The sequence below is a fragment of the Vibrio hannami genome, assembly GCF_029589055.1.
GTDB classification, from domain to species: Bacteria; Pseudomonadota; Gammaproteobacteria; order Enterobacterales; family Vibrionaceae; genus Vibrio; species Vibrio hannami.
The window spans coordinates 136,622-157,544 of the sequence record NZ_JARQZP010000001.1 but is presented as its reverse complement, the minus strand read 5'-3'; the positions used below and the strand labels follow the sequence as shown (position 1 = coordinate 157,544).

17 protein-coding genes, 7 tRNA genes and 1 pseudogene are annotated in these 20,923 nt (G+C 44.0%); 8 read left to right on the top strand and 17 right to left on the bottom strand.

Features of this window, described 5'->3' with window-relative positions; genetic code table 11:
• The first annotated feature begins 88 nt into the window (after positions 1 to 88).
• Complete coding sequence (locus P7F88_RS00795; protein WP_277821457.1) at positions 89 to 1,597, top strand: PTS transporter subunit EIIC; 1,509 nt, start codon at positions 89 to 91, stop codon at positions 1,595 to 1,597.
• Between the two features lie 63 nt (positions 1,598 to 1,660).
• Here the strand turns inward: P7F88_RS00795 and P7F88_RS00790 are convergent, their stop codons facing one another.
• Positions 1,661 to 2,977, bottom strand: coding sequence for an adenylosuccinate synthase (locus P7F88_RS00790; protein ID WP_277821456.1), 1,317 nt, complete (start codon positions 2,975 to 2,977; stop codon positions 1,661 to 1,663).
• 199 nt (positions 2,978 to 3,176) lie between these two features.
• On the opposite strand from P7F88_RS00790, the gene P7F88_RS00785 reads away from it, so the two are divergent.
• Complete coding sequence (locus P7F88_RS00785) at positions 3,177 to 3,362, top strand: DUF2065 domain-containing protein (protein WP_277821455.1); 186 nt, start codon at positions 3,177 to 3,179, stop codon at positions 3,360 to 3,362.
• Between the two features lie 49 nt (positions 3,363 to 3,411).
• Here P7F88_RS00785 and hflC read toward each other — a convergent pair whose 3' ends face one another.
• From hflC to tsaE, 8 genes and pseudogenes are all read right to left on the bottom strand, one after another.
• Positions 3,412 to 4,398: a protease modulator HflC gene (gene hflC / locus P7F88_RS00780; RefSeq protein ID WP_277821454.1), complete on the bottom strand. Its 987-nt coding sequence runs from the start codon at positions 4,396 to 4,398 to the stop codon at positions 3,412 to 3,414.
• A 2-nt stretch (positions 4,399 to 4,400) separates the two neighbouring features.
• Entirely contained in the window at positions 4,401 to 5,594 is a 1,194-nt protein-coding gene (hflK, locus tag P7F88_RS00775) for an FtsH protease activity modulator HflK (RefSeq protein ID WP_277821453.1), read from the bottom strand.
• Positions 5,595 to 5,638: 44 nt separating this feature from the next.
• Positions 5,639 to 6,927: pseudogene (gene hflX / locus P7F88_RS00770) on the bottom strand (ribosome rescue GTPase HflX).
• 38 nt (positions 6,928 to 6,965) lie between these two features.
• On the bottom strand, positions 6,966 to 7,232 hold the full coding sequence (hfq, locus tag P7F88_RS00765; RefSeq protein WP_277821452.1) for an RNA chaperone Hfq: 267 nt from the start codon (positions 7,230 to 7,232) through the stop codon (positions 6,966 to 6,968).
• 162 nt (positions 7,233 to 7,394) lie between these two features.
• Positions 7,395 to 8,327: a tRNA (adenosine(37)-N6)-dimethylallyltransferase MiaA gene (gene miaA / locus P7F88_RS00760; RefSeq protein ID WP_277821451.1), complete on the bottom strand. Its 933-nt coding sequence runs from the start codon at positions 8,325 to 8,327 to the stop codon at positions 7,395 to 7,397.
• Positions 8,320 to 10,275: a DNA mismatch repair endonuclease MutL gene (gene mutL / locus P7F88_RS00755; protein ID WP_277821450.1), complete on the bottom strand. Its 1,956-nt coding sequence runs from the start codon at positions 10,273 to 10,275 to the stop codon at positions 8,320 to 8,322. Before mutL ends, miaA begins: the two co-directional genes overlap by 8 nt.
• Before the next feature lie 23 nt (positions 10,276 to 10,298).
• On the bottom strand, positions 10,299 to 11,972 hold the full coding sequence (locus tag P7F88_RS00750) for an N-acetylmuramoyl-L-alanine amidase (protein WP_277821496.1): 1,674 nt from the start codon (positions 11,970 to 11,972) through the stop codon (positions 10,299 to 10,301).
• A 35-nt stretch (positions 11,973 to 12,007) separates the two neighbouring features.
• Entirely contained in the window at positions 12,008 to 12,472 is a 465-nt protein-coding gene (tsaE, locus tag P7F88_RS00745) for a tRNA (adenosine(37)-N6)-threonylcarbamoyltransferase complex ATPase subunit type 1 TsaE (protein ID WP_277821449.1), read from the bottom strand.
• Between the two features lie 259 nt (positions 12,473 to 12,731).
• Between tsaE and queG the strand changes: the two genes are divergently transcribed.
• Positions 12,732 to 13,844: a tRNA epoxyqueuosine(34) reductase QueG gene (gene queG, locus P7F88_RS00740; RefSeq protein WP_277821448.1), complete on the top strand. Its 1,113-nt coding sequence runs from the start codon at positions 12,732 to 12,734 to the stop codon at positions 13,842 to 13,844.
• Positions 13,845 to 14,247: 403 nt separating this feature from the next.
• Positions 14,248 to 14,391, top strand: coding sequence for a hypothetical protein (locus P7F88_RS00735; RefSeq protein ID WP_277821447.1), 144 nt, complete (start codon positions 14,248 to 14,250; stop codon positions 14,389 to 14,391).
• 215 nt (positions 14,392 to 14,606) lie between these two features.
• Here the strand turns inward: P7F88_RS00735 and P7F88_RS00730 are convergent.
• The 8 genes from P7F88_RS00730 to orn form a co-directional block, all read right to left on the bottom strand.
• A tRNA-Gly gene (locus P7F88_RS00730) sits at positions 14,607 to 14,682 on the bottom strand.
• Positions 14,683 to 14,776: 94 nt separating this feature from the next.
• Positions 14,777 to 14,853, bottom strand: a tRNA-Met gene (locus P7F88_RS00725).
• Between the two features lie 42 nt (positions 14,854 to 14,895).
• Positions 14,896 to 14,971, bottom strand: a tRNA-Gly gene (locus P7F88_RS00720).
• Positions 14,972 to 14,990: 19 nt separating this feature from the next.
• Positions 14,991 to 15,067, bottom strand: a tRNA-Met gene (locus tag P7F88_RS00715).
• 42 nt (positions 15,068 to 15,109) lie between these two features.
• Positions 15,110 to 15,185: transfer RNA gene (locus P7F88_RS00710), tRNA-Gly, on the bottom strand.
• A 20-nt stretch (positions 15,186 to 15,205) separates the two neighbouring features.
• Positions 15,206 to 15,282: transfer RNA gene (locus tag P7F88_RS00705), tRNA-Met, on the bottom strand.
• A 41-nt stretch (positions 15,283 to 15,323) separates the two neighbouring features.
• Positions 15,324 to 15,399 (bottom strand) — tRNA-Gly (locus tag P7F88_RS00700).
• A 167-nt stretch (positions 15,400 to 15,566) separates the two neighbouring features.
• Positions 15,567 to 16,112, bottom strand: a complete 546-nt coding sequence (gene orn, locus P7F88_RS00695) for an oligoribonuclease (RefSeq protein WP_277821446.1) — start codon at positions 16,110 to 16,112, stop codon at positions 15,567 to 15,569.
• Between the two features lie 94 nt (positions 16,113 to 16,206).
• Between orn and rsgA the strand changes: the two genes are divergently transcribed.
• The 4 genes from rsgA to P7F88_RS00675 all read left to right on the top strand — a co-directional run bounded on the left by rsgA (position 16,207) and on the right by P7F88_RS00675 (position 20,910).
• Positions 16,207 to 17,262 (top strand): small ribosomal subunit biogenesis GTPase RsgA, encoded by a 1,056-nt coding sequence (gene rsgA / locus P7F88_RS00690; RefSeq protein ID WP_277821445.1) that lies wholly within the window; start codon positions 16,207 to 16,209, stop codon positions 17,260 to 17,262.
• Between the two features lie 98 nt (positions 17,263 to 17,360).
• A complete protein-coding gene (gene asd / locus P7F88_RS00685; RefSeq protein ID WP_277821444.1) occupies positions 17,361 to 18,254 on the top strand; it encodes an archaetidylserine decarboxylase in 894 nt (297 codons plus the stop codon).
• A gap of 221 nt (positions 18,255 to 18,475) precedes the next feature.
• Positions 18,476 to 19,897 carry an SLC13 family permease gene (locus P7F88_RS00680; protein WP_277821443.1) on the top strand — a complete coding sequence of 474 codons (1,422 nt, stop codon included), beginning with the start codon at positions 18,476 to 18,478 and terminating at the stop codon, positions 19,895 to 19,897.
• Positions 19,898 to 20,022: 125 nt separating this feature from the next.
• Positions 20,023 to 20,910: a DMT family transporter gene (locus tag P7F88_RS00675; protein ID WP_277821442.1), complete on the top strand. Its 888-nt coding sequence runs from the start codon at positions 20,023 to 20,025 to the stop codon at positions 20,908 to 20,910.
• The last annotated feature ends 13 nt before the right edge of the window (positions 20,911 to 20,923 follow it).

Below are 20,923 nucleotides of genomic sequence, written 5' to 3'. Positions count from 1 at the left end.
ACGAGTGTCTTTTTCCGTATGATTTTTTTAAGGCTCTTTAACCCTACGAGCTGAATCATATAAATACTATTTAGAAAGGACACAACTTATGATTGCACATCTTAAGCATGGCCTCTCAAAGCTTTCTCTTCTCGGTAAAGCCTTGATGCTCCCCATAGCGCTGTTACCCGCCGCAGGTCTTCTGCTGGCATTTGGTGTTCAGTTAAATTCACCTATGATGCAGATGTCCGGGCAAGTTATTTTCGACAATCTGACTCTATTATTTGCTGTTGGTGTAGCCGTTGGCTTAACTAAAGAATCTGGTGTTGCAGCTCTGGCAGCCGTTGTTGGCTTGTTGGTAATGAATATGACTATGAATGTCGGCTTAGAAATCACCCCAGATTTAGTAGCAGCGGATAGAAAATATGCCATGGTTTTGGGTATTCCAACCCTTCAAACAGGCCCCCTTGGCGGTATGCTAGTCGGTCTTCTGGCCGCGTTTATGTATAACCGCTTTTTCAATATCAGACTACCTGAATTCCTGGGCTTCTTCGCAGGCAAGCGCTTCGTTCCTATTGTTACCGCTTTTAGTGCTTTCTTTATCGGCTTGATACTACCATTCTTCTGGCAATTCATTCAGAGCGGAATCGATGCCCTGTCCGTAATGACTAGTGAAGGTAACATGTATGTCTCAACATTTATCTATGGCTTTATGGAGCGAGCTCTAATCCCTGTTGGCCTGCATCATATCTTCTATACACCATATTGGTTTTCTTTCTATGAATATACAGCGGTAAACGGCGAAGTGATCAATGGCGCTTATACTATTTGGCACCGTATGCTTTCTGATGGTGTTACGTCATTCACTGGTGGCGGTTATGAGAATGCGGGAGCGTTTATCTCCGGTAACTTCGCTATCTATATGTTTGCTTTCCCGGCTGCATGTCTTGCCATGTACCACGAAGCAAATACTAAGAATAAGAAGATCGCAGCTGGTCTGCTGGGTTCTGCTGCATTGACCTCATTTGTAACAGGTATAACCGAACCAGTAGAATTTGCCTTTGTGTTCGTAGCTCCAGTACTTTATTTGTTCAATGCGGTAATGGCTGGTGTTTCCTACACAGTGTCATATGCGCTAGATATTCAGGTAGGTAAAACCTTCTCTGCTGGTGTTATTGACTACATCGTCTTCGGTATCATGCCGTCTTTGAAAGGCTTCGATACTAACTGGTTAAATCTATTTATTTGGGGACCAATTAACGCTGTAATCTACTACACTGTATTCCGATTTGTAATTCGTAAATTTAACTACCAGACCGTAGGTCGAGAAGAGCAAATCAATGAAATTACGTTAAGTGATGAAGACCTGGCTGTAGCTATTTTGGAACAGGTTGGTGGCCGTCAAAACGTAACATCTATTGCCGCCTGCATCACTCGTTTACGCTTAGAAGTTACGGATGTATCTCTGGTCAACGAAGACAAAATTAAAGAACTTGGAGCCATGGGAGTCGTAAAAGTTGGCACCAATGGAGTCCAGATAATACTTGGAGCGAAGGCTCAGTTTATCGCCGAAATACTAACTTCATCACCTGATGTAAGCGAAGTTCCTGCGACTTAAAAAACTGATTCTCAGATACAAAAATAGCCAGCATTAGCTGGCTATTTTTTCATTCAGATTCAATTAAGAATTGAACGGATGAACCTTAATGATAGTCTCATTACGGTCTGGACCAGTAGAGATAATATCTACCGGTACACCTGTTAGTTCTTCAATACGCTTGATGTAATCAAGAGCGGTCTGAGGTAGGTCTTCAATAGACTTAGCACCGAATGTATTCTCAGACCAGCCAGGAAGCGTTTCGTAGATTGGCGTTGCTTTCTCAAACTCATCTGCAGCCAATGGCGACACTTCTGCTACCGTACCATCTTCCATTTTGTAGCCAGTACAGATTTTAAGCTCTTCAAGACCATCTAAAACATCTAGCTTAGTCAGACAGAAACCAGAGATTGAGTTAAGCTGAACTGCACGACGCATAGCAACAGCATCGAACCAACCAGTACGACGTAGACGGCCAGTTGTAGCACCAAACTCATGGCCAACTTCACCCAGGTGCTTACCTACTGGATCTTGCTTGTCCAGACCATCGTATAGTTCAGTCGGGAAAGGACCAGAACCAACACGAGTACAGTAAGCTTTAGCAATACCTAGAATGTAACCAATATGGCGAGGACCAAAACCAGAACCTGCTGCAACACCACCAGCTGTAGTGTTTGAAGAAGTTACATATGGGTACGTACCGTGGTCGATATCAAGCAGAGTACCTTGCGCACCTTCGAACATGATCTTGTCGCCACGCTTACGTGCTGCATCAAGTTCATCAGTTACGTCGATAACCATTGAAGTCAGAAGATCTGCATAGCCCATTGCTTGCTCAAGAACTTCTTCGTAACTCACTGGCTCTGCTTTGTAGAAATGCTGTAGCTGGAAGTTATGGAAATCCATTACTTCTTTTAGCTTCGCCGCGAATGATTCTTTATCGAATAGATCGCCAACACGCAGACCACGACGCGCTACTTTATCTTCATAACAAGGACCGATACCACGACCAGTTGTACCGATAGCTTTCTTGCCAAGCGCTGCTTCACGAGCCTGGTCCAGTGCAACATGGTATGGAAGAATTAGTGGACAAGCTTCAGAAATGAATAGGCGCTCACGAACTGGAATGCCACGCTCTTCTAGAGGAGTCATTTCTTTGATTAGAGCATCCGGAGAAAGAACAACACCGTTACCGATAACGCACTTAACATTATCGCGTAGAATACCGGATGGAATTAAGTGAAGAACGGTTTTTTCACCGTCAATGACTAGAGTATGACCTGCATTGTGTCCACCCTGATAGCGAACAGTATACTTTGCATCTTCTGTTAAAAGGTCAACGATTTTACCTTTACCTTCATCACCCCACTGGGTGCCAAGAACGACTACGTTATTTCCCATCTTTCCAAATCTGATTGCTAGTTAAAAATGGATTCTAGCACCTTACTTTGATTCTTGCAGTCATTTTTTAAGCATAAAAATGTCATAATTGAGAAAAGTTATGGTGACAAACCCATAGCTTCAAACCGTGAATACCATACGTTTTTAGCGTACTACTTCGCAAGTACATTGATAATATTAATTTTTTTGAAGGTTGGTGATGAGCAGTTCTATTTTAGTCGCTTTAGGTCTGGTTTTAGTTGTCGAAGGTATTGGCCCCCTAGTTGCCCCTAATGGCTGGAGAAAGATGGTAGCTCAGTTAAGCCAGCAGCCAGATAACGATTTAAGGCGAGTGGGAGGCTGTTTGGTGGTTGCGGGAGCAGTGATCGCTTTTATGGCTTCATAAAAAAAGAGGCTCCACAACAGGAGCCTCTCTACATAATGTTTGGCGTAACTTAGTTAGCAGCCTTAGAACCGTCAGACTGATTCATGTACTTAAAGAAGTCACTCTTCGGATCCAGAACCAGAATATCGCTCTTATCACTGAATGAACGCTCATACGCTCTCAGTGAACGAAGGAAGCTAAAGAATTCAGGATCTTTGTTGTACGCATCAGAGTAGATAGCAGCAGCTTTCGCATCTGCATCACCTCGTGTTACACGAGCTGTTTTGTCTGCTTCTGCAAGAACGGTTGCCACTTCAAGCTCAGCCTGAGCACGGATAACTTCCGCTTTCTCTCTACCTTGTGAACGGTGCTTACGAGCTACAGTTTCACGCTCCGCACGCATACGCTTATAGATAGACTCACTGATTTCATCCGGCAGGTTGATCTTCTTCATACGGAAGTCAACTACACGAACACCAAGGTCATTCATGGCGCTTTCACGAGTATCATTCAGTACTTCAGCCATGATTACGTCACGCTGACCTTCAATCTCAAGCGCTTCAAGGCTTGCTTCTGGAATCGCTTCACCATTTTCAGGGTCAACGACAGGATCAATCTGACCACTACGTGGACCAGATACAATCTGCTTGATTTCGCGCGAACCGATTTCAGAACGAAGAACGTCTGTTACTTTACGCTCAAGAAGTGCCTGAGCAGTCAAAGTATCACCGCCACCTGTTGCCAGGTAGTACTGACCGAAATCTTCGATACGCCACTTAACGTATGAATCGATGATAACGTCTTTTTTCTCAGACGTTACAAAACGGTCGGCACGACCATCCATAGTCTGGATAAGAGCGTTCAGCGTTTTAACTCGATCGAACAAAGGCATCTTGAAGTGAAGACCCGGCTCGTAGATGCGAGAAACATCATTGCTATCTTTCAGTACTCGACCGAATCGAATAACAATACCGCGTTCACCTTCAGGTATAACGAACATCGACATCAGCATTAAAGCCAAAGCAACGACAAGTACAGGGATCATTAACTTACGCATTCTTAGTATCTCCCTTGACGTGTAGTTGAACGAGACGGCGTTGTAGTTGTTTGAGTGTCAGTACGCTGAGACTCAAGTTCAATGTCATCATAAGCAGATGTTGTTTTCGCCTTACGTTTAGTCGCAGTTTCACCGCTCGACTGACCCAGCTTATCAATTGGAAGGTACAGCAGGTTACCGCTAGATTCTGAATCAATAAGAACCTTAGAAGTGCTTGTGTATACTTCTTCCATTGTATCAAGGTACAGACGATCACGAGTTACATCAGGAGCAGCCTGATATTCAGGAAGCAGTTTTTCAAACTGAGCTACCTGACCAAGCGCTTCGTTCACCGTACGCTCTGTATAACCCTGTGCTTCTTTCTTCAGACGTTCTGCACGACCAGTTGCTTTAGGAAGGATTTCGTTCTTATAGGCTTCTGCTTCACGAATGAAACGCTCCTCATCCTCTCGAGCTGCGATAGCATCATCGAAAGCATCTTTAACTTGCTCTGGCGGACGTGCTGACTGGAAGTTAACGTCAACAATGATAAGGCCCATATCGTAGTTATCGATAATACGATTCAATGTTTCCTGAGTGCTCTGACGAATCTGCTGACGACCACTTGTCAGGATGGCATCCATCAGGGAGTCACCGATTACCGCACGCAGTGCCGAGTCAGTTGCCTGACGCAAGCTGTCATCTGCATTGGTTACACGGAACAGGTACTTGTACGGATCAGATACTCGGTATTGAACACCCATTTCTACCGTAACAACGTTTTCATCTTTCGTAAGCATTGTACCAGATGCACGCAATGCACGAATTGCCTGAACGTTAACAGGAGTGACTTCATCGATAAAGCGAGGACGCCAGTTCAGACCTGGGTCAACAATACGGTCGTACTTGCCGAGTCTAAGTACCACCCCTCTTTCCGCTTCACCTATGGTATAGAAACCAGAGAACACCCAAATCGCGATTGCAACGATAGCAATCAGGCCAAAGCCAATTGCACCACCGCCACCACCAACAGATGGGATTCCACCTTTCTTACCAAACTTTCCACCCAGTTTTTGACTCAGTTTGTTAAAAACCTCGTCTAAGTCTGGCGGTCCTTGATCACGGCCACCTTTTCCACCGCGATCATTGTTGCCCCAAGGGTCATTATCGCGGCCATTATTATTGCCGTTATTATTACCAGGCTCATTCCACGCCATCAGAAAGCTCCATCATTTATATGACGTTATACTGTAGCAGTCCTTTAGTGAACGATAAAGTCACCTAAGGCTGCCCCTTCTCTTTTTCAAGTCTAGACCAATCTACCTGCTGCATTCGGATATCGATCAATAAGTTACCATCTGTATCATATTCTTCGCCCTGAATCGACTTCATCTCGAAAAAAGTGCTACGCAGGCGCCCCTGAAATTGTGGCGGTATGCGAAGACGGTACTGAACCATCTGACTAGCTAAGCGCTCTGTCAGTGCTTCAAACAACAAATCTATACCCTGACCTTCCATTGCAGAAACCCAGACAGTTCGAGGTATACCCTCGTCATCTCGTTCAATACGAGGCTTCTGATCTTCCATATTGTCGATTTTATTCATCACTACTAACGAAGGGACTTCATTAGCATCGATTTCTTCCAGAACGACATCAACGGCTTCGATATTGTCTCGAAAACGCTCATCACTGGCATCAACAACATGTAACAGAATATCTGCTTCCTGAGTTTCCTGTAGCGTTGCTTTAAACGCCGCTACAAGGTCATGTGGCAGGTGACGGATAAACCCTACTGTATCAGCTAAGATAGCAGGGCCGACATCAGCCAACTCTATTTTTCGCAAAGTTGGATCCAAGGTAGCAAAAAGCTGATCGGCAGCATACACACCAGCTTCGGTAATACGGTTGAACAACGTAGATTTACCGGCATTGGTGTAACCAACCAATGAAATGGTAGGAATTTCAGCTCTGTTACGAGCTCTCCTTCCCTGCTCACGCTGCTTTGCTACTTTTTCCAAGCGACGCAAAATTGCTTTAATACGATCACGCAATAAACGTCGGTCAGTTTCTAACTGAGTTTCACCCGGCCCTCGTAAACCAATACCACCTTTTTGTCTCTCTAAGTGAGTCCAACCACGAATTAATCGGGTGGATAAATGGCGGAGCTGTGCCAGCTCAACTTGCAACTTACCTTCGTGGGTTCTTGCTCGCTGAGCGAAAATATCGAGGATCAAACCAGTTCGATCCAAAACGCGACATTTACACAGTTTTTCTAGGTTTCTTTCCTGGGCAGGAGAGAGGGAGTGATTGAAAATCACTATCTCAGCTTCAGCAAGTCGCACAGCCTGCGCGATCTCTTCCGCTTTACCCTCTCCAACATAATACTTAGGGTGCGGAGCCTGTCGGCTACCAGTAATTACTTGCAGCGTGTTGACTCCGGATGAAGAAACCAGCATTTCAAATTCGCTGAGATCTTCCCATTCACCCTCTTGCGTGAAGTTGATATGAACAAGAATAGCCTGTTCACCGGCTTCGTAACGGTCAAACAAGCAATCAACTCCTTACTAACAAATTCGTTATATTGATATTAATCTTCCGATTTCTCTTGTGGGCGATCCGATTGAGGACGCTCTGAGTTGCTGTGGTGTGTTACTGCACGAGCAGGAACAACTGTAGAAATCGCATGCTTGTATACCATTTGATTTACAGTGTTTTTCAGAAGGATCACAAACTGATCAAAAGACTCGATCTGACCTTGCAGCTTAATACCGTTAACCAGGTAAATTGAAACAGGCACACGTTCACGACGTAGCGCGTTTAGAAATGGGTCTTGTAGAGATTGCCCCTTAGCCATTTTTATTTTCCTTATTTGTTTGTAGTTGTAGTTATTTAGCTATTTTGTTGCATGGCAATTTTAAAGCTGCTTTTGCATCGAGCTAAATGAATCAAAAATAAGCGCACCTATTAACCTATAGCACACTTTTACGCAAAAACGATCACATTATACACAGCAAAGTTATTTCGATTCTATTGCATTCGACATTAACTTTAGAGCGTCTTCAATGTTCTCGCTATCTAACCAAGTTAAATTATCCCAGCTGCGTAACCAGGTAATTTGTCGCTTGGCCAATTGGCGGGTTGCACAGACACCACGGAATACCGCTTCGTCCAAAGAACAATTCCCGTCCAAATAATCCCACATCTGTCGATAACCCACACATCTTATTGATGGAAGATCTGGATGAAGATCCTTTCTGGCATAGAGTGCCTTCATTTCATCTTCAAAACCAGCCTGGATCATCTTATCGAATCTGAATTCAATTCGACGATGTAGCTCTGCCCTTTCCTTAGGCGCAATTGCGAACTGCTTAACCCGGTAGGGAATTGGCTCCCCTTGAGTTTTTGTCAGCTCAGTTAGTGTTTTACCTGAAATTCGATAAACTTCCAATGCCCTAGACAATCTTTGTGGATCATTAGGGTGAATTCTTTCCGCTGAAACTGGATCAATCTGCTTTAATTCATCATGCAGTTTCGCCCACCCATGAGTTTCTGCTTCAACTTCTATCTGCTTTCTAATCTCTGGATCTGCCGCAGGTAATGGCGATAGCCCTTCTAGTAGAGCCTTGTAATACAGCATAGTTCCACCAACAAGTAGCGGAATTTTGCCATCGGCCACAATATCAGACATTTCCTTCAAAGCATCACGACGAAAATCAGCAGCTGAGTATGACTCTGCCGGATCCAGAATATCGATCAATCGATGAGGAGCTAAACTAAGTTCCTGCTCATCGGGCTTCGCTGTTCCTATATCCATTCCTTTGTAGATCAATGCTGAATCAACACTGATTATCTCAACAGGATACTTTTGACGAAGTTTAATCGCTAAATCCGTTTTGCCCGATGCTGTGGGGCCCATCAAAAACAGAGCCAATGGTAATTCATTATTCATGGTTAAATTTTGCTATCGTGGCGGTGAAATCAACAGGCTGCACAAACAACCGATCATTAAGAGGAAGCGTTCCTTCCCATAACTGCTCAAGTTCAGCGATTAGCTGAATCCCCTCAGATAAAGTGTAGTCACTTTTAACCTGAGTAATATGTTTTGCCAGCCAATAGGCCAAAGCTTGTTCTCCAGGCTCATTTAAATTTTGAGCCGCGTAAGATAACAGATCCGGCAATAGTTTTTGTAGGTTTTGTTGCCTTAAAGGCTGAGGAACTGCCATCGCCATAATACTAGTGTATTTTTTAGCTTTGATCTCAATTCCAAACTTACTTAAAAGTGGCTGAATGCTTTCAAGGCTTGAAATCAGCTCTTTTTCCATCTTAATTGAAAGCGGAACTAGTAATGGTTGAGGTTTAAGAGCTCCCTTATTAGTCTGAAGCTGACCTAAGCATCGATACCATTCCGCTCTTGCAAGAGACACCAGTGCAGCTCCACTATTTGAACTCATTACCAGATAACGATGATTAGTAACGGACAGTGCTTTGCTAAGCTTTTCAATCGGACACTCTTCTACGTTTTGTTCAGGCACTACAGACTTTGGATCTTCTGGCTCAAAAGGCTTTATATCCGGTGTTTTTAAAAGCTCCTGATAAGCACGAACCTCGCCTTTGCTCGGAGGAGCTTCCAGTTCCCTCTTGTTACTCTTATTATTTGTAGAACGTTGAGCAGGAGATGACTCTACCCAGGAGTTACTTGGAACACTTTGCTGGTAAGCCTTCGCCTCTTCTGATTTGTTTTCGTCACTCTTATAGTGTGTTTGTCCGGGATATGCAGGGGTTTTGGCAATTGCCTCCATAACCTGCTCCGGGACAGGAGAACTCACTTGCTCACCAGATTGGTAGGTATTTGTCGGTGTCTCATAAGCCGCTTCAGAGTGTTGAGGTGCATCAATAAAGTTACTCTGAACTAACGCATCCGAAAGCGCCTGATAAATAAAATCATGAACCAGTCGAGCCTGATGGAAACGAACCTCATGCTTGGCTGGATGTACATTCACATCGACCTGATGTGGGTCTAACTCAATAAACAACACATAAGCGGCAAACTGTTCTGGTCTTAATGTGGTTTCATAACTCTGCCGGATAGCATGATTGATCAGTTTATCTCTCATCATGCGACCATTAACATAACAGTACTGCAAGTCACTCTGCTGCCGGGCTCCGTCCGGAGTCGTAATCCAACCACTTAATTTAAGCCCGTTGTGCTCAAGCTCTATTCTCAGCATATTACGAACAAAAGCAGCACCACAAACTGAAGCCAGACGCTTCTCAGTCTGAATTTCTGTTTTGGCAGCACGATACTGGCGAACGGATTTACCGTTGTGACGCAAATTTATAGTGACATCGAACCGGCTCAGAGCAATCTTTTTCAGCAGCTCATCAATATGAGAAAACTCTGTCTTTTCCGTTCGTAGAAACTTACGTCTGGCGGGCGTATTAAAGAACAGATCCAGTACTTCAACGGTTGTACCAACCGGGTGTGCTGAGGGCTGGAGCTTCACAGCCATATCCCGTCCCTCACTGTATGCCGACCAGGCTTGTTCCTGAGTGGCAGTACGGGAAGTGATAGTTAAACGGGAAACAGAGCTGATACTGGCAAGCGCTTCACCTCTGAATCCGAGGCTCAAAATAGCTTCGAGATCGTCCAGAGTATGAATTTTAGAGGTCGCATGGCGGCTTAACGCTAGTCCAAGTTCGTCTTTGACAATACCTTTGCCATTGTCACGGACACGGATAAGCTTAGCGCCACCTTTCTCGATATCGATATCGATTCTGGTAGCGCCAGAGTCCAAACTATTTTCTACAAGCTCTTTAACGACCGACGCAGGTCTTTCGACAACCTCACCTGCGGCGATCTGGTTTGCCAGACGAGCTGGCAATATTTTAATGGTCACTAATTTATCTTAAATTTTATATGCTACTTATATGGAATAACGAGCTTTTGCCCAATAGCCAGGCTATCAGATTTTAGTTTGTTCGCTTGCCTGATGCTGCTAACAGTTACGCCATATTTATTCGCTATTTTGACAAGAAACTCACCGCGTTTTACGACATGAACTCGAGGCGGTTTATCCTTCATCTTTACTGTGATCTTAAGTTTTTGTCCAACCCACAAGGTATCACGTTTTAGCTTATTCTGTCGTCTGATACTCTCTACCGAAACTTTATATCTGGATGCAATCTTTCCAAGATACTCACCAGACTTAACAACGTGAGTGATAACTTCCGTTTCCACCGGATTTTTAGGTTGGCTAACAACTATCGGCTTACTGCCTGGAATTGTCAGAACCTGCCCAATAGCCAGGCTAGTGCTTTTAAGATTGTTGGCATCTATTATCGATTTGGTAGATACACCATACTTCTTCGCAATGACAGAAAGCGATTGCCCTCTTGTCACTTTATGCTTTTTAAGTGTTCTACGTTGAGCGAACTTCGTTCCTTCAGGTGGATTAGCTTCAAAATACTGAACCAGTGCTTTGGCCAGAGCCTGAGCTAGCTTATTTTGATGGGAGCGCTGGAACAGTAGCTTCTCTTCCGTAGGATTGGAGATAAATCCAGTTTCAACAAGAACAGAAGGAATATCTGGTGACTTAAGAACAGCAAGGCTCGCATTCACAGGCTTTTTCTTGTGCAGTCGAGTGACTTTACCCATTTCAGCCAGCATCTTAGTAGCAACCTTGTAACCTTCCTTCTGCGAGTTAGCAAACTGAAGATCCAGTAAGGTCTGGCTTACGTTTTTATCATTGGTATTCTTCGCCAGTACATCGCCAGCACCACCTAACAGCTCAGATTGAGCTTCATGGTTTTCAACCCAGCGGGCGATCTCAGTATTTGCACGGCGAGTATTCAGTACAAATACTGAACCACCTCGTGGCTGAGGAGAGGTAAAGGCATCCGCGTGAATGGATACCAACATATGCGCCTTTTTCCTTCTGGCAATTTCAGAGCGCTTGTTCAGGTTAACGAAGTAATCACCATTTCTGGTAAGAACTGCTTTCATGCCATCAATACGATTGATCTGATCTGCCAGTTTACGGGATATAGCTAAAGTCGCATGCTTTTCATATTTGCGCGTAGGGCCGATTGAACCAGGGTCTTCCCCGCCATGTCCGGCATCAATAGCAATGACGATATCTGCATTGCCAGACAGTTGAGAAGCATGTTTACTGGCCGAAGGTTTGCTTGAAGAAGCAGTAACAGCAGGTGTTGTTGCTTTCTCCGAATGCGGAATATCAACCACCAGGCGGTGCCCGTATTGACCACCAGGGGTAGGACTAAGCTTAAATAACTTAGGAGTTACTTTAGTCTTCATTTCGAAGACCAATCTATATGTACCTTTTTGCGGAGGAGAGCTCTTGCGAATTTTTTTAAGAACCTTGCTATTGGAAACCGTCATAGGCAGCTTCGCGTTGATCGAAGTGTTTTTTAAATCTACGACGACTCTATATGGGCTCGTCAGCGTAAAATAGCTGTACTCGGCCTCTGACTTAAGATCAATAACAACGCGGGTTTCGTCAGGTGAAGGCCAGACACGAACCCCTTCCAGCACATTTGCTAATGCGCTGGTAGAAAACAAACTAATTAATAAAATGAGCGGGTAAAAAAGAGCTCTGACTCGCTTATAACTCAACTTAACTCCAAACGACTAAGCAAATTCTTTCCATACTCGCTATTAGCAACCAGACAAGCTTCTCTCTGCTCGCCCACATAGCGAATTTCAATATCAAGATCAGCAGCAGGTAATAAACCTTCGCCTTTCTCTGGCCATTCCACCAGGCAAATTGCATCTGGTGTAAAGTAATCACGAATGCCCATATACTCGAGCTCTTCGGGGTCAGCCAGGCGATATAAGTCAAAATGATATACCTGCCAATCAGCTAGCTGATATGGTTCTACCAGGGTATAGGTCGGACTTTTTACATTGCCTGAATGCCCTAAAGCCTTAACAAAACCACGACTAAACGTTGTTTTACCTGCTCCCAGATCACCGTGCAGATAAATAGTCGTTTGCTGCGAACAGATACCAGCTAAAGACGTACCAAGTGCAACTGTAGAAGCTTCGTTTTCAAGAGAAAATAGTTTTGTATTCATTTCAGCCATTACTTTTTCGACTATATAAAAATCTGCAAAGGTCGCATAGTAAACTGTGTCTGTTTTGAGATACAAGACTTCAGGGTAATTGAATTTTAATACACCAGAATGTATTCGGCATTAAATCAAATAAAAACAAACAGTTGTCAGAATGCGATAAATTTTAGTTTATAACCTTTATACTCTAATGATTAGTGCAGCTTTTCCTGACGATAAGGAAGGTTTACAATCGCGCTCCAATTTTAGAATGGCTGATATTATGAACTACGATCAACTTGCAAAAGATATTAAAGTCTGGGGAAACGAGCTCGGTTTCCAACAAGTTGGTATCTGTGATATCGACCTTTCTAAGCACGAAAAATCATTGCAACGTTGGCTAGATAACGGATACCACGGAGAAATGGAGTGGATGTCCCGACATGGAATGATGCGAGCCCGACCGGAAGAGTTACTTCCCGGCACATTAAGAGTCATCAGCGCCAGAATGGATTACCTGCCGCCTGAAGCTGGCTTTGCTTCCAACTTACAGGAAAGAAATCAGGCCTATATCAGCCGATACGCACTAGGCCGTGATTACCACAAACTGGTGAGAAACCAGCTGAAGAAGCTCGCACAGAAAATCGAAGCTGAAGTTAGTACCCTCGGAGCAAGGCCATTCGTTGATTCAGCTCCAATATTAGAACGCCCTCTTGCAGAAAAAGCCGGGCTTGGCTGGGTCGGTAAACACTCACTCCTTATCAACCAAAATGCTGGATCATGGTTTTTTCTAGGCGAGTTGCTAGTAGACCTTCCATTACCAGTAGATACCTCATCCGAAGACGAATGCGGAAAATGTACTGCTTGTATCACTTCGTGCCCAACAGGTGCAATCGTTGAAGAGGGAGTGGTTGATTCCAGAAAATGCATTTCCTATCTCACCATCGAATACGACGGCGTAATTCCAGAGGAATATAGAAAGCTAATGGGTAACAGAATATATGGCTGTGATGATTGTCAGCTGGTATGCCCATGGAACAGACATTCAAATATTACAGATCGAACTGACTTCCATCGAAGAGATGCACTAAAAAGTGCAAGCCTTCTCGAGCTGTGGGAATGGGATGAAAACAAGTTCTTAAAAGAAATGGAAGGTTCCGCTATCCGCCGAGTCGGCTACATTCAATGGCTAAGAAATATCTCAATTGCCATTGGCAATGCACCATACTCACAAGACTATATTGAGGCTTTAAACTCTAGAAAAAGACTTAGTGAAGTGCTGGATGAACATATTGAATGGGCTATATCTCAACAGTTGGAGCAAATACCTGCGCGCAACAATAAGACAGAACGCCTTATTAGAATAATCCAAAAGGGCTTACCCCGAGATGCTTAGACCGGATGTATATACTCATCAATTAACCGCACGTTGTTTGATATAGCTCCCAAATATGTGATGTGGACAAAAAAAATTCCTGTCAAATTTCTAACACTTCCCAAAAAGTTAAACACACCACAAAGAAATGATAAAGATCAAAAAACAAGGAGTTATTGATCCTTTTTTTGCTTTTGGGTTATGGGGATACAAATCCAATAAAAACATAAAATCAACAACTTACATGGCATTTGTGTTCTAATGTCATTCTTAACTATAAAGCAGGATCTTATATAAATAGCTCACCAGATCAGCATAATAAAAAAGTATACACCAAGTTATCCACAGAATGGATAATGTGGATAAGTCTGTTGAATAAAAATTTTAAATAGCAGATAGCTACCACTCTACATAAGATGGAGCGGTGGAAAAATTAGCAGCAGAAGATGCTAATAACGATGTATATGAGCCTTTACTGAGTAATCATATTCAGCTCAAGCTTTGGGGGATTATGCTTCACAGCATGAAAAAGAGCGGTGACCTTCAATGGTCAAATCTATCGTCATAAATGACAGTAGAAGAAGAAATTTGGAACGTCGTGGCCGGTTAGGTACACGAGGTTCCTCGTGTTTCGATACCACAATATTCCTAAAATTTGGAGCGACACACGAGGTTCCCTATTCATAAACAGAAAGGCGTGACCTCAACCTTGGCAAGGTTGCGCTCGATAAACTGAGCTAGTGTCGCATTTTCCACCGTTGAGTACGATGACAACTATAAATTTGGAGCGACACACGAGGTTCGAACTCGTGACCTCAACCTTGGCAAGGTTGCGCTCTACCAACTGAGCTAGTGTCGCATTTGGTTGCGAGGCCGGATTTAAACCGATGACCTTCGCTGGGTTTTATGAATGGCTGAGCCCGACGAGCTAGCGAGTCATAATACCGTAAATTTGGTTGCGGGGGCCGGATTTGAACCGACGACCTTCGGGTTATGAGCCCGACGAGCTACCAAGCTGCTCCACCCCGCGTCCGTATTGTGTCACCGTTAAGCACGATGAAGGCTTTTTATTTGGAGCGACACACGAGGTTCGAACTCGTGACCTCAACCTTGGCAAGGTTGCGCTCTACCAACTGAGCTAGTGTCGCATATTCTCTTGAGAGAAATTGGTTGCGGGGGCCGGATTTGAACCGACGACCTTCGGGTTATGAGCCCGACGAGCTACCAGGCTGCTCCACCCCGCGTCCGTATTGTGTCATCGTTAAGCACGATGAAGGCTTTTTATTTGGAGCGACACACGAGGTTCGAACTCGTGACCTCAACCTTGGCAAGGTTGCGCTCTACCAACTGAGCTAGTGTCGCATGTTCTCTTAATGAGAAATTGGTTGCGGGGGCCGGATTTGAACCGACGACCTTCGGGTTATGAGCCCGACGAGCTACCAAGCTGCTCCACCCCGCGTCCGTATTGTGTCACCGTTAAGTACGATGAGAACTGTAATTTGGAGCGACACACGAGGTTCGAACTCGTGACCTCAACCTTGGCAAGGTTGCGCTCTACCAACTGAGCTAGTGTCGCTTTAAACGTCTTTCGTCGTTTAGGGCTGCGAATTATAAGAGCATTTTTTGTGATGCAAGTCTTTCTATCGAAAAAATTGATTTTTTTTACAGTTTGATGAAAAAAACGCCAAACAACGCAATTAACCCCTTAATATTAATATTTAAGAGGCTGGTTCTATCCATAAATTAGATAGTAAAGATGGTTTCTCGGTAGTACTTTAACTCTGCAATAGATTCACGAATATCATCCAATGCAAGATGACTTCCTGTTTTTGAGAAGCCATTTAGTACTTCTGGCTTCCAACGACGAGTCAACTCTTTCAGAGTGCTAACGTCCAAATAGCGATAGTGGAAATACTCTTCCAACTCGGGCATATGCTTGTAAAGGAAACGCCTATCCTGGCCTATGCTATTTCCACAAATTGGAGATTTACCTTTAGGAACCCACTTCTCAAGGAAGGCAACTGTCTGGCGAATAGCTTCTTGTTCATCAACTGAACTTTCCTGAACACGCTTAACTAAACCACTCCCAGTGTGAGTTGTGGTGCACCACTCATCCATTTTATCCAGCTCTTCCTTAGGCTGATGAATAGCTAGTACCGGGCCTTCCGCTAAAATATTTAGTTCGCTATCGGTAACTATGGTCGCTATTTCAATGATCTTGTGTGTTTCGGGATCTAACCCCGTCATCTCAAGATCGACCCAAATTAAGTTTTGATCGCTGAATGACATAGATGAATTGCCTATTTTGCTCTTAAAAGAGTTATGATACCCCTCCTAGCAATAAACAACCATAGCAAAGTGCTTACAGGCAAATAGGAATAACGTGGCGAAAAAGAAGAAGCTCACAAAAGGTCAGGTGCGACGCGTACGCAGCAACCAGAAGAAAAGACTAAAGCAAGAAGACACCATTCAGTGGGATGAGAACATGCTAGGCTCCACCAAGGGTGGCCTTGTTATCACTCGCTTTGGTCAGCATGCCGATATCGAAGACAGTGAAAGCGGAGAGATTCATCGCTGTAACTTGCGCAGAGGCATCGAAAGCCTGGTTTCTGGTGACAGAGTAATCTGGCGGCCGGGATTAGAGTCTATGGCTGGTATTTCTGGTGTAGTGGAGGCTGTAGAACCAAGAACTTCTGTTCTTACTCGCCCCGATTATTACGATGGCCTTAAACCTGTTGCTGCAAATGTTGATCAGATGGTGATCGTTTCTTCTGTATTGCCTGAACTATCTCTGAACATCATCGACAGATATCTGGTTGCATCCGAAACACTACATATCGCTCCGTTAATCGTGCTCAATAAGATAGACCTTATTTCTAACGAAGACTCAGAAAAATATCAGAACCAACTTAAGGTTTATGAGTCGATTGGTTATAAAGTTCTGTTTGTAAGTAAAGAGACCGGGGAAGGTATCGAGCAACTCGAAGCGGAACTGAAAGATCGAATAAACATCTTCGTAGGTCAATCTGGTGTTGGTAAATCCAGTTTGGTAAACGCCCTGCTTCCCGAAGTAAACGCTGAAGAAGGTTTAGTATCTGAGAACTCAGGTCTTGGACAACATACCACCACAGCTGCCCGCCTATATCACTTCCCTAGAGGGGGCGACTTAATCGACTCTCCTGGAGTACGAGAGTTTGGTCTATGGCACCTTGAGCCAGATGAAGTAACTGAAGCCTTTGTTGAGTTCCGTCCACACCTTGGCGGGTGTAAGTTCCGAGACTGTAAGCACCTTGATGACCCAGGCTGCGCTCTTCGTGAAGAGGTAGAGAAAGGTCAAATAGATAAAACCCGCTTTGAAAATTATCACCGTATTATCGAAAGCATGAGTGAAAACAAAGCCAACAGGCAGTATTCCAGAAGCAAAAAAGCGGATTTGTGATACTACAACAGATGCTTCATAGCGTGAGTATACAAACTCAAGCAGATTGAGTAACATTCGCGCCGCATAAAGTAATGATATTTTGGTAATAAGCAGATATGACACTTACAGATAAGATAAAAATTTGGTTCCAACTGTGGGCTCCAAAACATGCCATCACCAGACTGGTAGGCTTACTGGCTTCAGCTCGCCTTGGCGGCTTCACAACTGCAATAATCAAACTATTTATCAAGCAGTATAAAATTAACATGAGCGAAGCACTTCACTCAGATCCTGCCTATTTCAAAACTTTTAATGACTTTTTCGTTCGTGAACTGAAAGAAGGAGCAAGGCCAATCAATGAAGATGAACAAACTATCGTTCATCCGGCTGACGCTCGTACAAGTCAGTTTGGCCCAATCAAAGACGGCCGAATCATTCAGGCAAAAAACCACGATTTTTCAGCTCAGGAACTGCTTGGTGGAGATGCCGAGCTGTATAAAGAGTTTGAAGACGGTGATTTTGCTACACTTTACCTTTCTCCTAGCGACTACCACCGCGTTCATATGCCATGTGACGGTACACTTCGTCAGATGATCTATATTCCGGGCGAACTATATTCTGTAAACCCGTTAACCGCAGAAAATGTACCAGGGCTATTTGCCAAAAACGAACGCGTTGTGTGCATCTTCGACACAGAATTTGGCCCAGTGGCTCACATTCTGGTAGGCGCAACAATTGTTGGCAGCATCGAAGTAATTTGGTCTGGCACTATTACCCCTCCTCGCGGAAATACTGTCTATCGCTGGGATTATCCGGCAGAAGGTAGCAAAGCGGTTAAACTGAAAAAAGGCGAAGAGATGGGGCGCTTCAAGCTGGGTTCGACCGTAATCAATTTGTTCGCAAAAGACCAAATTAAGTTTGATGAAAGCATGAGCAATGGTGAAAAAACGGTACTTGGAACACCGTATGCGCATTTTTCTAAAGAACAAAGTTCAGAAGGCACTGAATAAACTGTATTTAATTTTCTTGAAAGCCGGCGCTTCGTCGGCTTTTTATCGCCTTTCATTTGGTAAAAATTGACCAAAAACAAACCATTTCAACAAATTTAGTTTTCGATTGCGAAAATTAAATACGGATCTAAGTAACCAGATTTTAACTACTTTAAGCTAACTCACAGTCATTATTTTAAATTTAAATCCGAGTCATATTCGGAGACAAGGTCGAGTTGAAAATGAAGAAGAAAAAAATCGATATAGGGATACTGATCAGGCTGCTGATCTGTTTTGCTATCCCCACCATAGTCCTTTTCCTTCCCATTGATCTAATACCAATAGATGATCTCACAGTAGTTCAGCATAGATTGTTAGCTATCTTTTTGCTTGCTGCATTGTTATGGGTGTTGGAGCCTGTTCCGGTATTCGCTACTTCCATACTTATCATCTCCCTTGAGCTCATCATGATTTCGAATAAGGGCCTGCACTTGTTCAGGAGTCCTCCGGAAGGTCATGATTTTGGCGAGATGATGAATTACACAGATATTTTCAGTGCATTCTCTTCTCCGATCATCATTCTATTTATGGGTGGTTTTGCGCTCGCTATTGCAGCTTCTAAATATGAACTGGACAACAACCTTGCCAGAGTACTCCTAAAGCCATTTGGTACTAAGCCCAAGTTCATCATGCTTGGCTTGATGCTTATTACTGCGGTGTTCTCGATGTTTATGTCGAACACCGCAACAACAGTAATGATGCTTGCTTTGCTTGGCCCTATTGTCGCTTCTGCTCCTAAGGGCGACCTTGGTATTAAGGCTTTAGTGCTTTGCATTCCAATTGCAGCAAATACCGGTGGTATTGCAACGCCAATTGGTACGCCACCAAACGCCATCGCACTTCAGTATCTAACTGGAGAAAACAGCATCGACTTCCTGACCTGGATGATGATGGGTCTGCCTTTTGTGATTGTGCAGCTGACTATCGCATGGTTCCTACTGCAAAAGTTATTCCCATCAGCACAAGAAAGTATGGTTCTTAAACTCGATGGTAAGTTTAAAAAGAGCTGGAGAGCTATCGTTGTTTACATCACCTTTGCCGCCACTATCTTATTGTGGATGACAACCAAAGTTCACGGTATGAACACTTATGTCGTGTCTATCATTCCTCTGGCTGTATTTACGCTTACAGGCATAATGGGCAAAGATGAACTTAAGTTGATCAACTGGGATGTACTGTGGCTGGTTGCCGGTGGTATCGCGATTGGTATTGGCCTGGATAAAACTGGGTTAGCGTCTGCATTGGCACACGCAATCGACTATGAATCACTATCTCCGGTTGCTGTTGTAATCACCATGTCTCTTGTCTGCTGGGTAATGGCAAACTTTATGTCGAATACCGCAACAGCAAACTTGCTAATGCCAATTGCAGCTGCCATCGGCGCATCAATGCAAAGCCTTTCAGCAATCGGTGGCCTGCAAGGCTTGATGGTTGTGGTCGCATTCTCCGCTTCTCTGGGCATGATTCTTCCGGTTTCTACGCCACCTAACTCGCTGGCTTACTCTACTGGCCTTATTGAAAGTAAAGATATGGCGAAGACAGGTATTATCATTGGTGTTATCGGTCTGCTGATTGTTTACGCTGCAGCGCTAATTATTACTTAGTAAGCCGACACTGTTTGGTTAGAACGCCTCCATATCCCTATCGATATGGAGGCGTTCTTTTGTAGCTCTCCCCTAATAATTGGTGCATAGTTATTCCATTCCTTTGTAAACAGTAACGATTTCTTATGTCATTTGAGTGGCTTGCCCTCGCCGCTGCCTTTTTATGGGCGATTTCCAGCATCATCTCTGTAACCCCGGCCAGACACTTAGGTTCTTTCTCCTATAGTCGATGGAGAATGGGCTGTACCGCCGTTATTCTCTCGACCATGGCACTTATCAGTGGTGGTTGGTTCACTGTACATGTTTCTCATATCACACCTATGGTTGCTTCCGGTCTGATAGGTATTTTTATTGGTGATACCGCCCTTTTCGCCTGTATGAACCGGATGGGTCCAAGACAAGCCGGACTACTGTTTTCCTGCCACGCTGTATTTTCTACCGTTCTCGGTTACTTCCTATTTAGTGAAACCATGAGTGGTATTGAACTACTGGGATCGACGCTGGTATTTTCCGGGGTTTTAACTGCTATCTTTTTCGGAAAAAGAAAAGAAGGCCAACACGACTGGGAAGAAGTAAAAGGAAATGTCTGGGTTGGAATTGCTCTTGGATTACTCGCAGCACTTTGCCAGGCACTCGGAGGAATCATCGCAAAACCAGTGATGCAGACTTCTGTCGATCCTATTGCCGCTTCAGCAATCCGTATGATCGCAGCCTTTATTGCCCATAGCCTGTTTAGAATGACGGGGACAAAACTGGCTAAGCCAATCAAACCGATGACACGAAGAGTATTCGGAATAACTTTTATCAACGGTTTTCTGGCGATGGCTGTTGGTATGACCTTGATTCTGTATGCCTTAAGAGAAGGTAATGTTGGTATGGTTGCTCTGCTATCTTCAACAACACCAATCATGGTACTACCAATCCTATGGTTGATAACCAGACAAAGGCCAAATCGCTTTGCCTGGTTTGGTGCGGTAATCGCAGTTGCTGGGACAGGTATTCTGGTTTCCTAACGGATTGACCTAG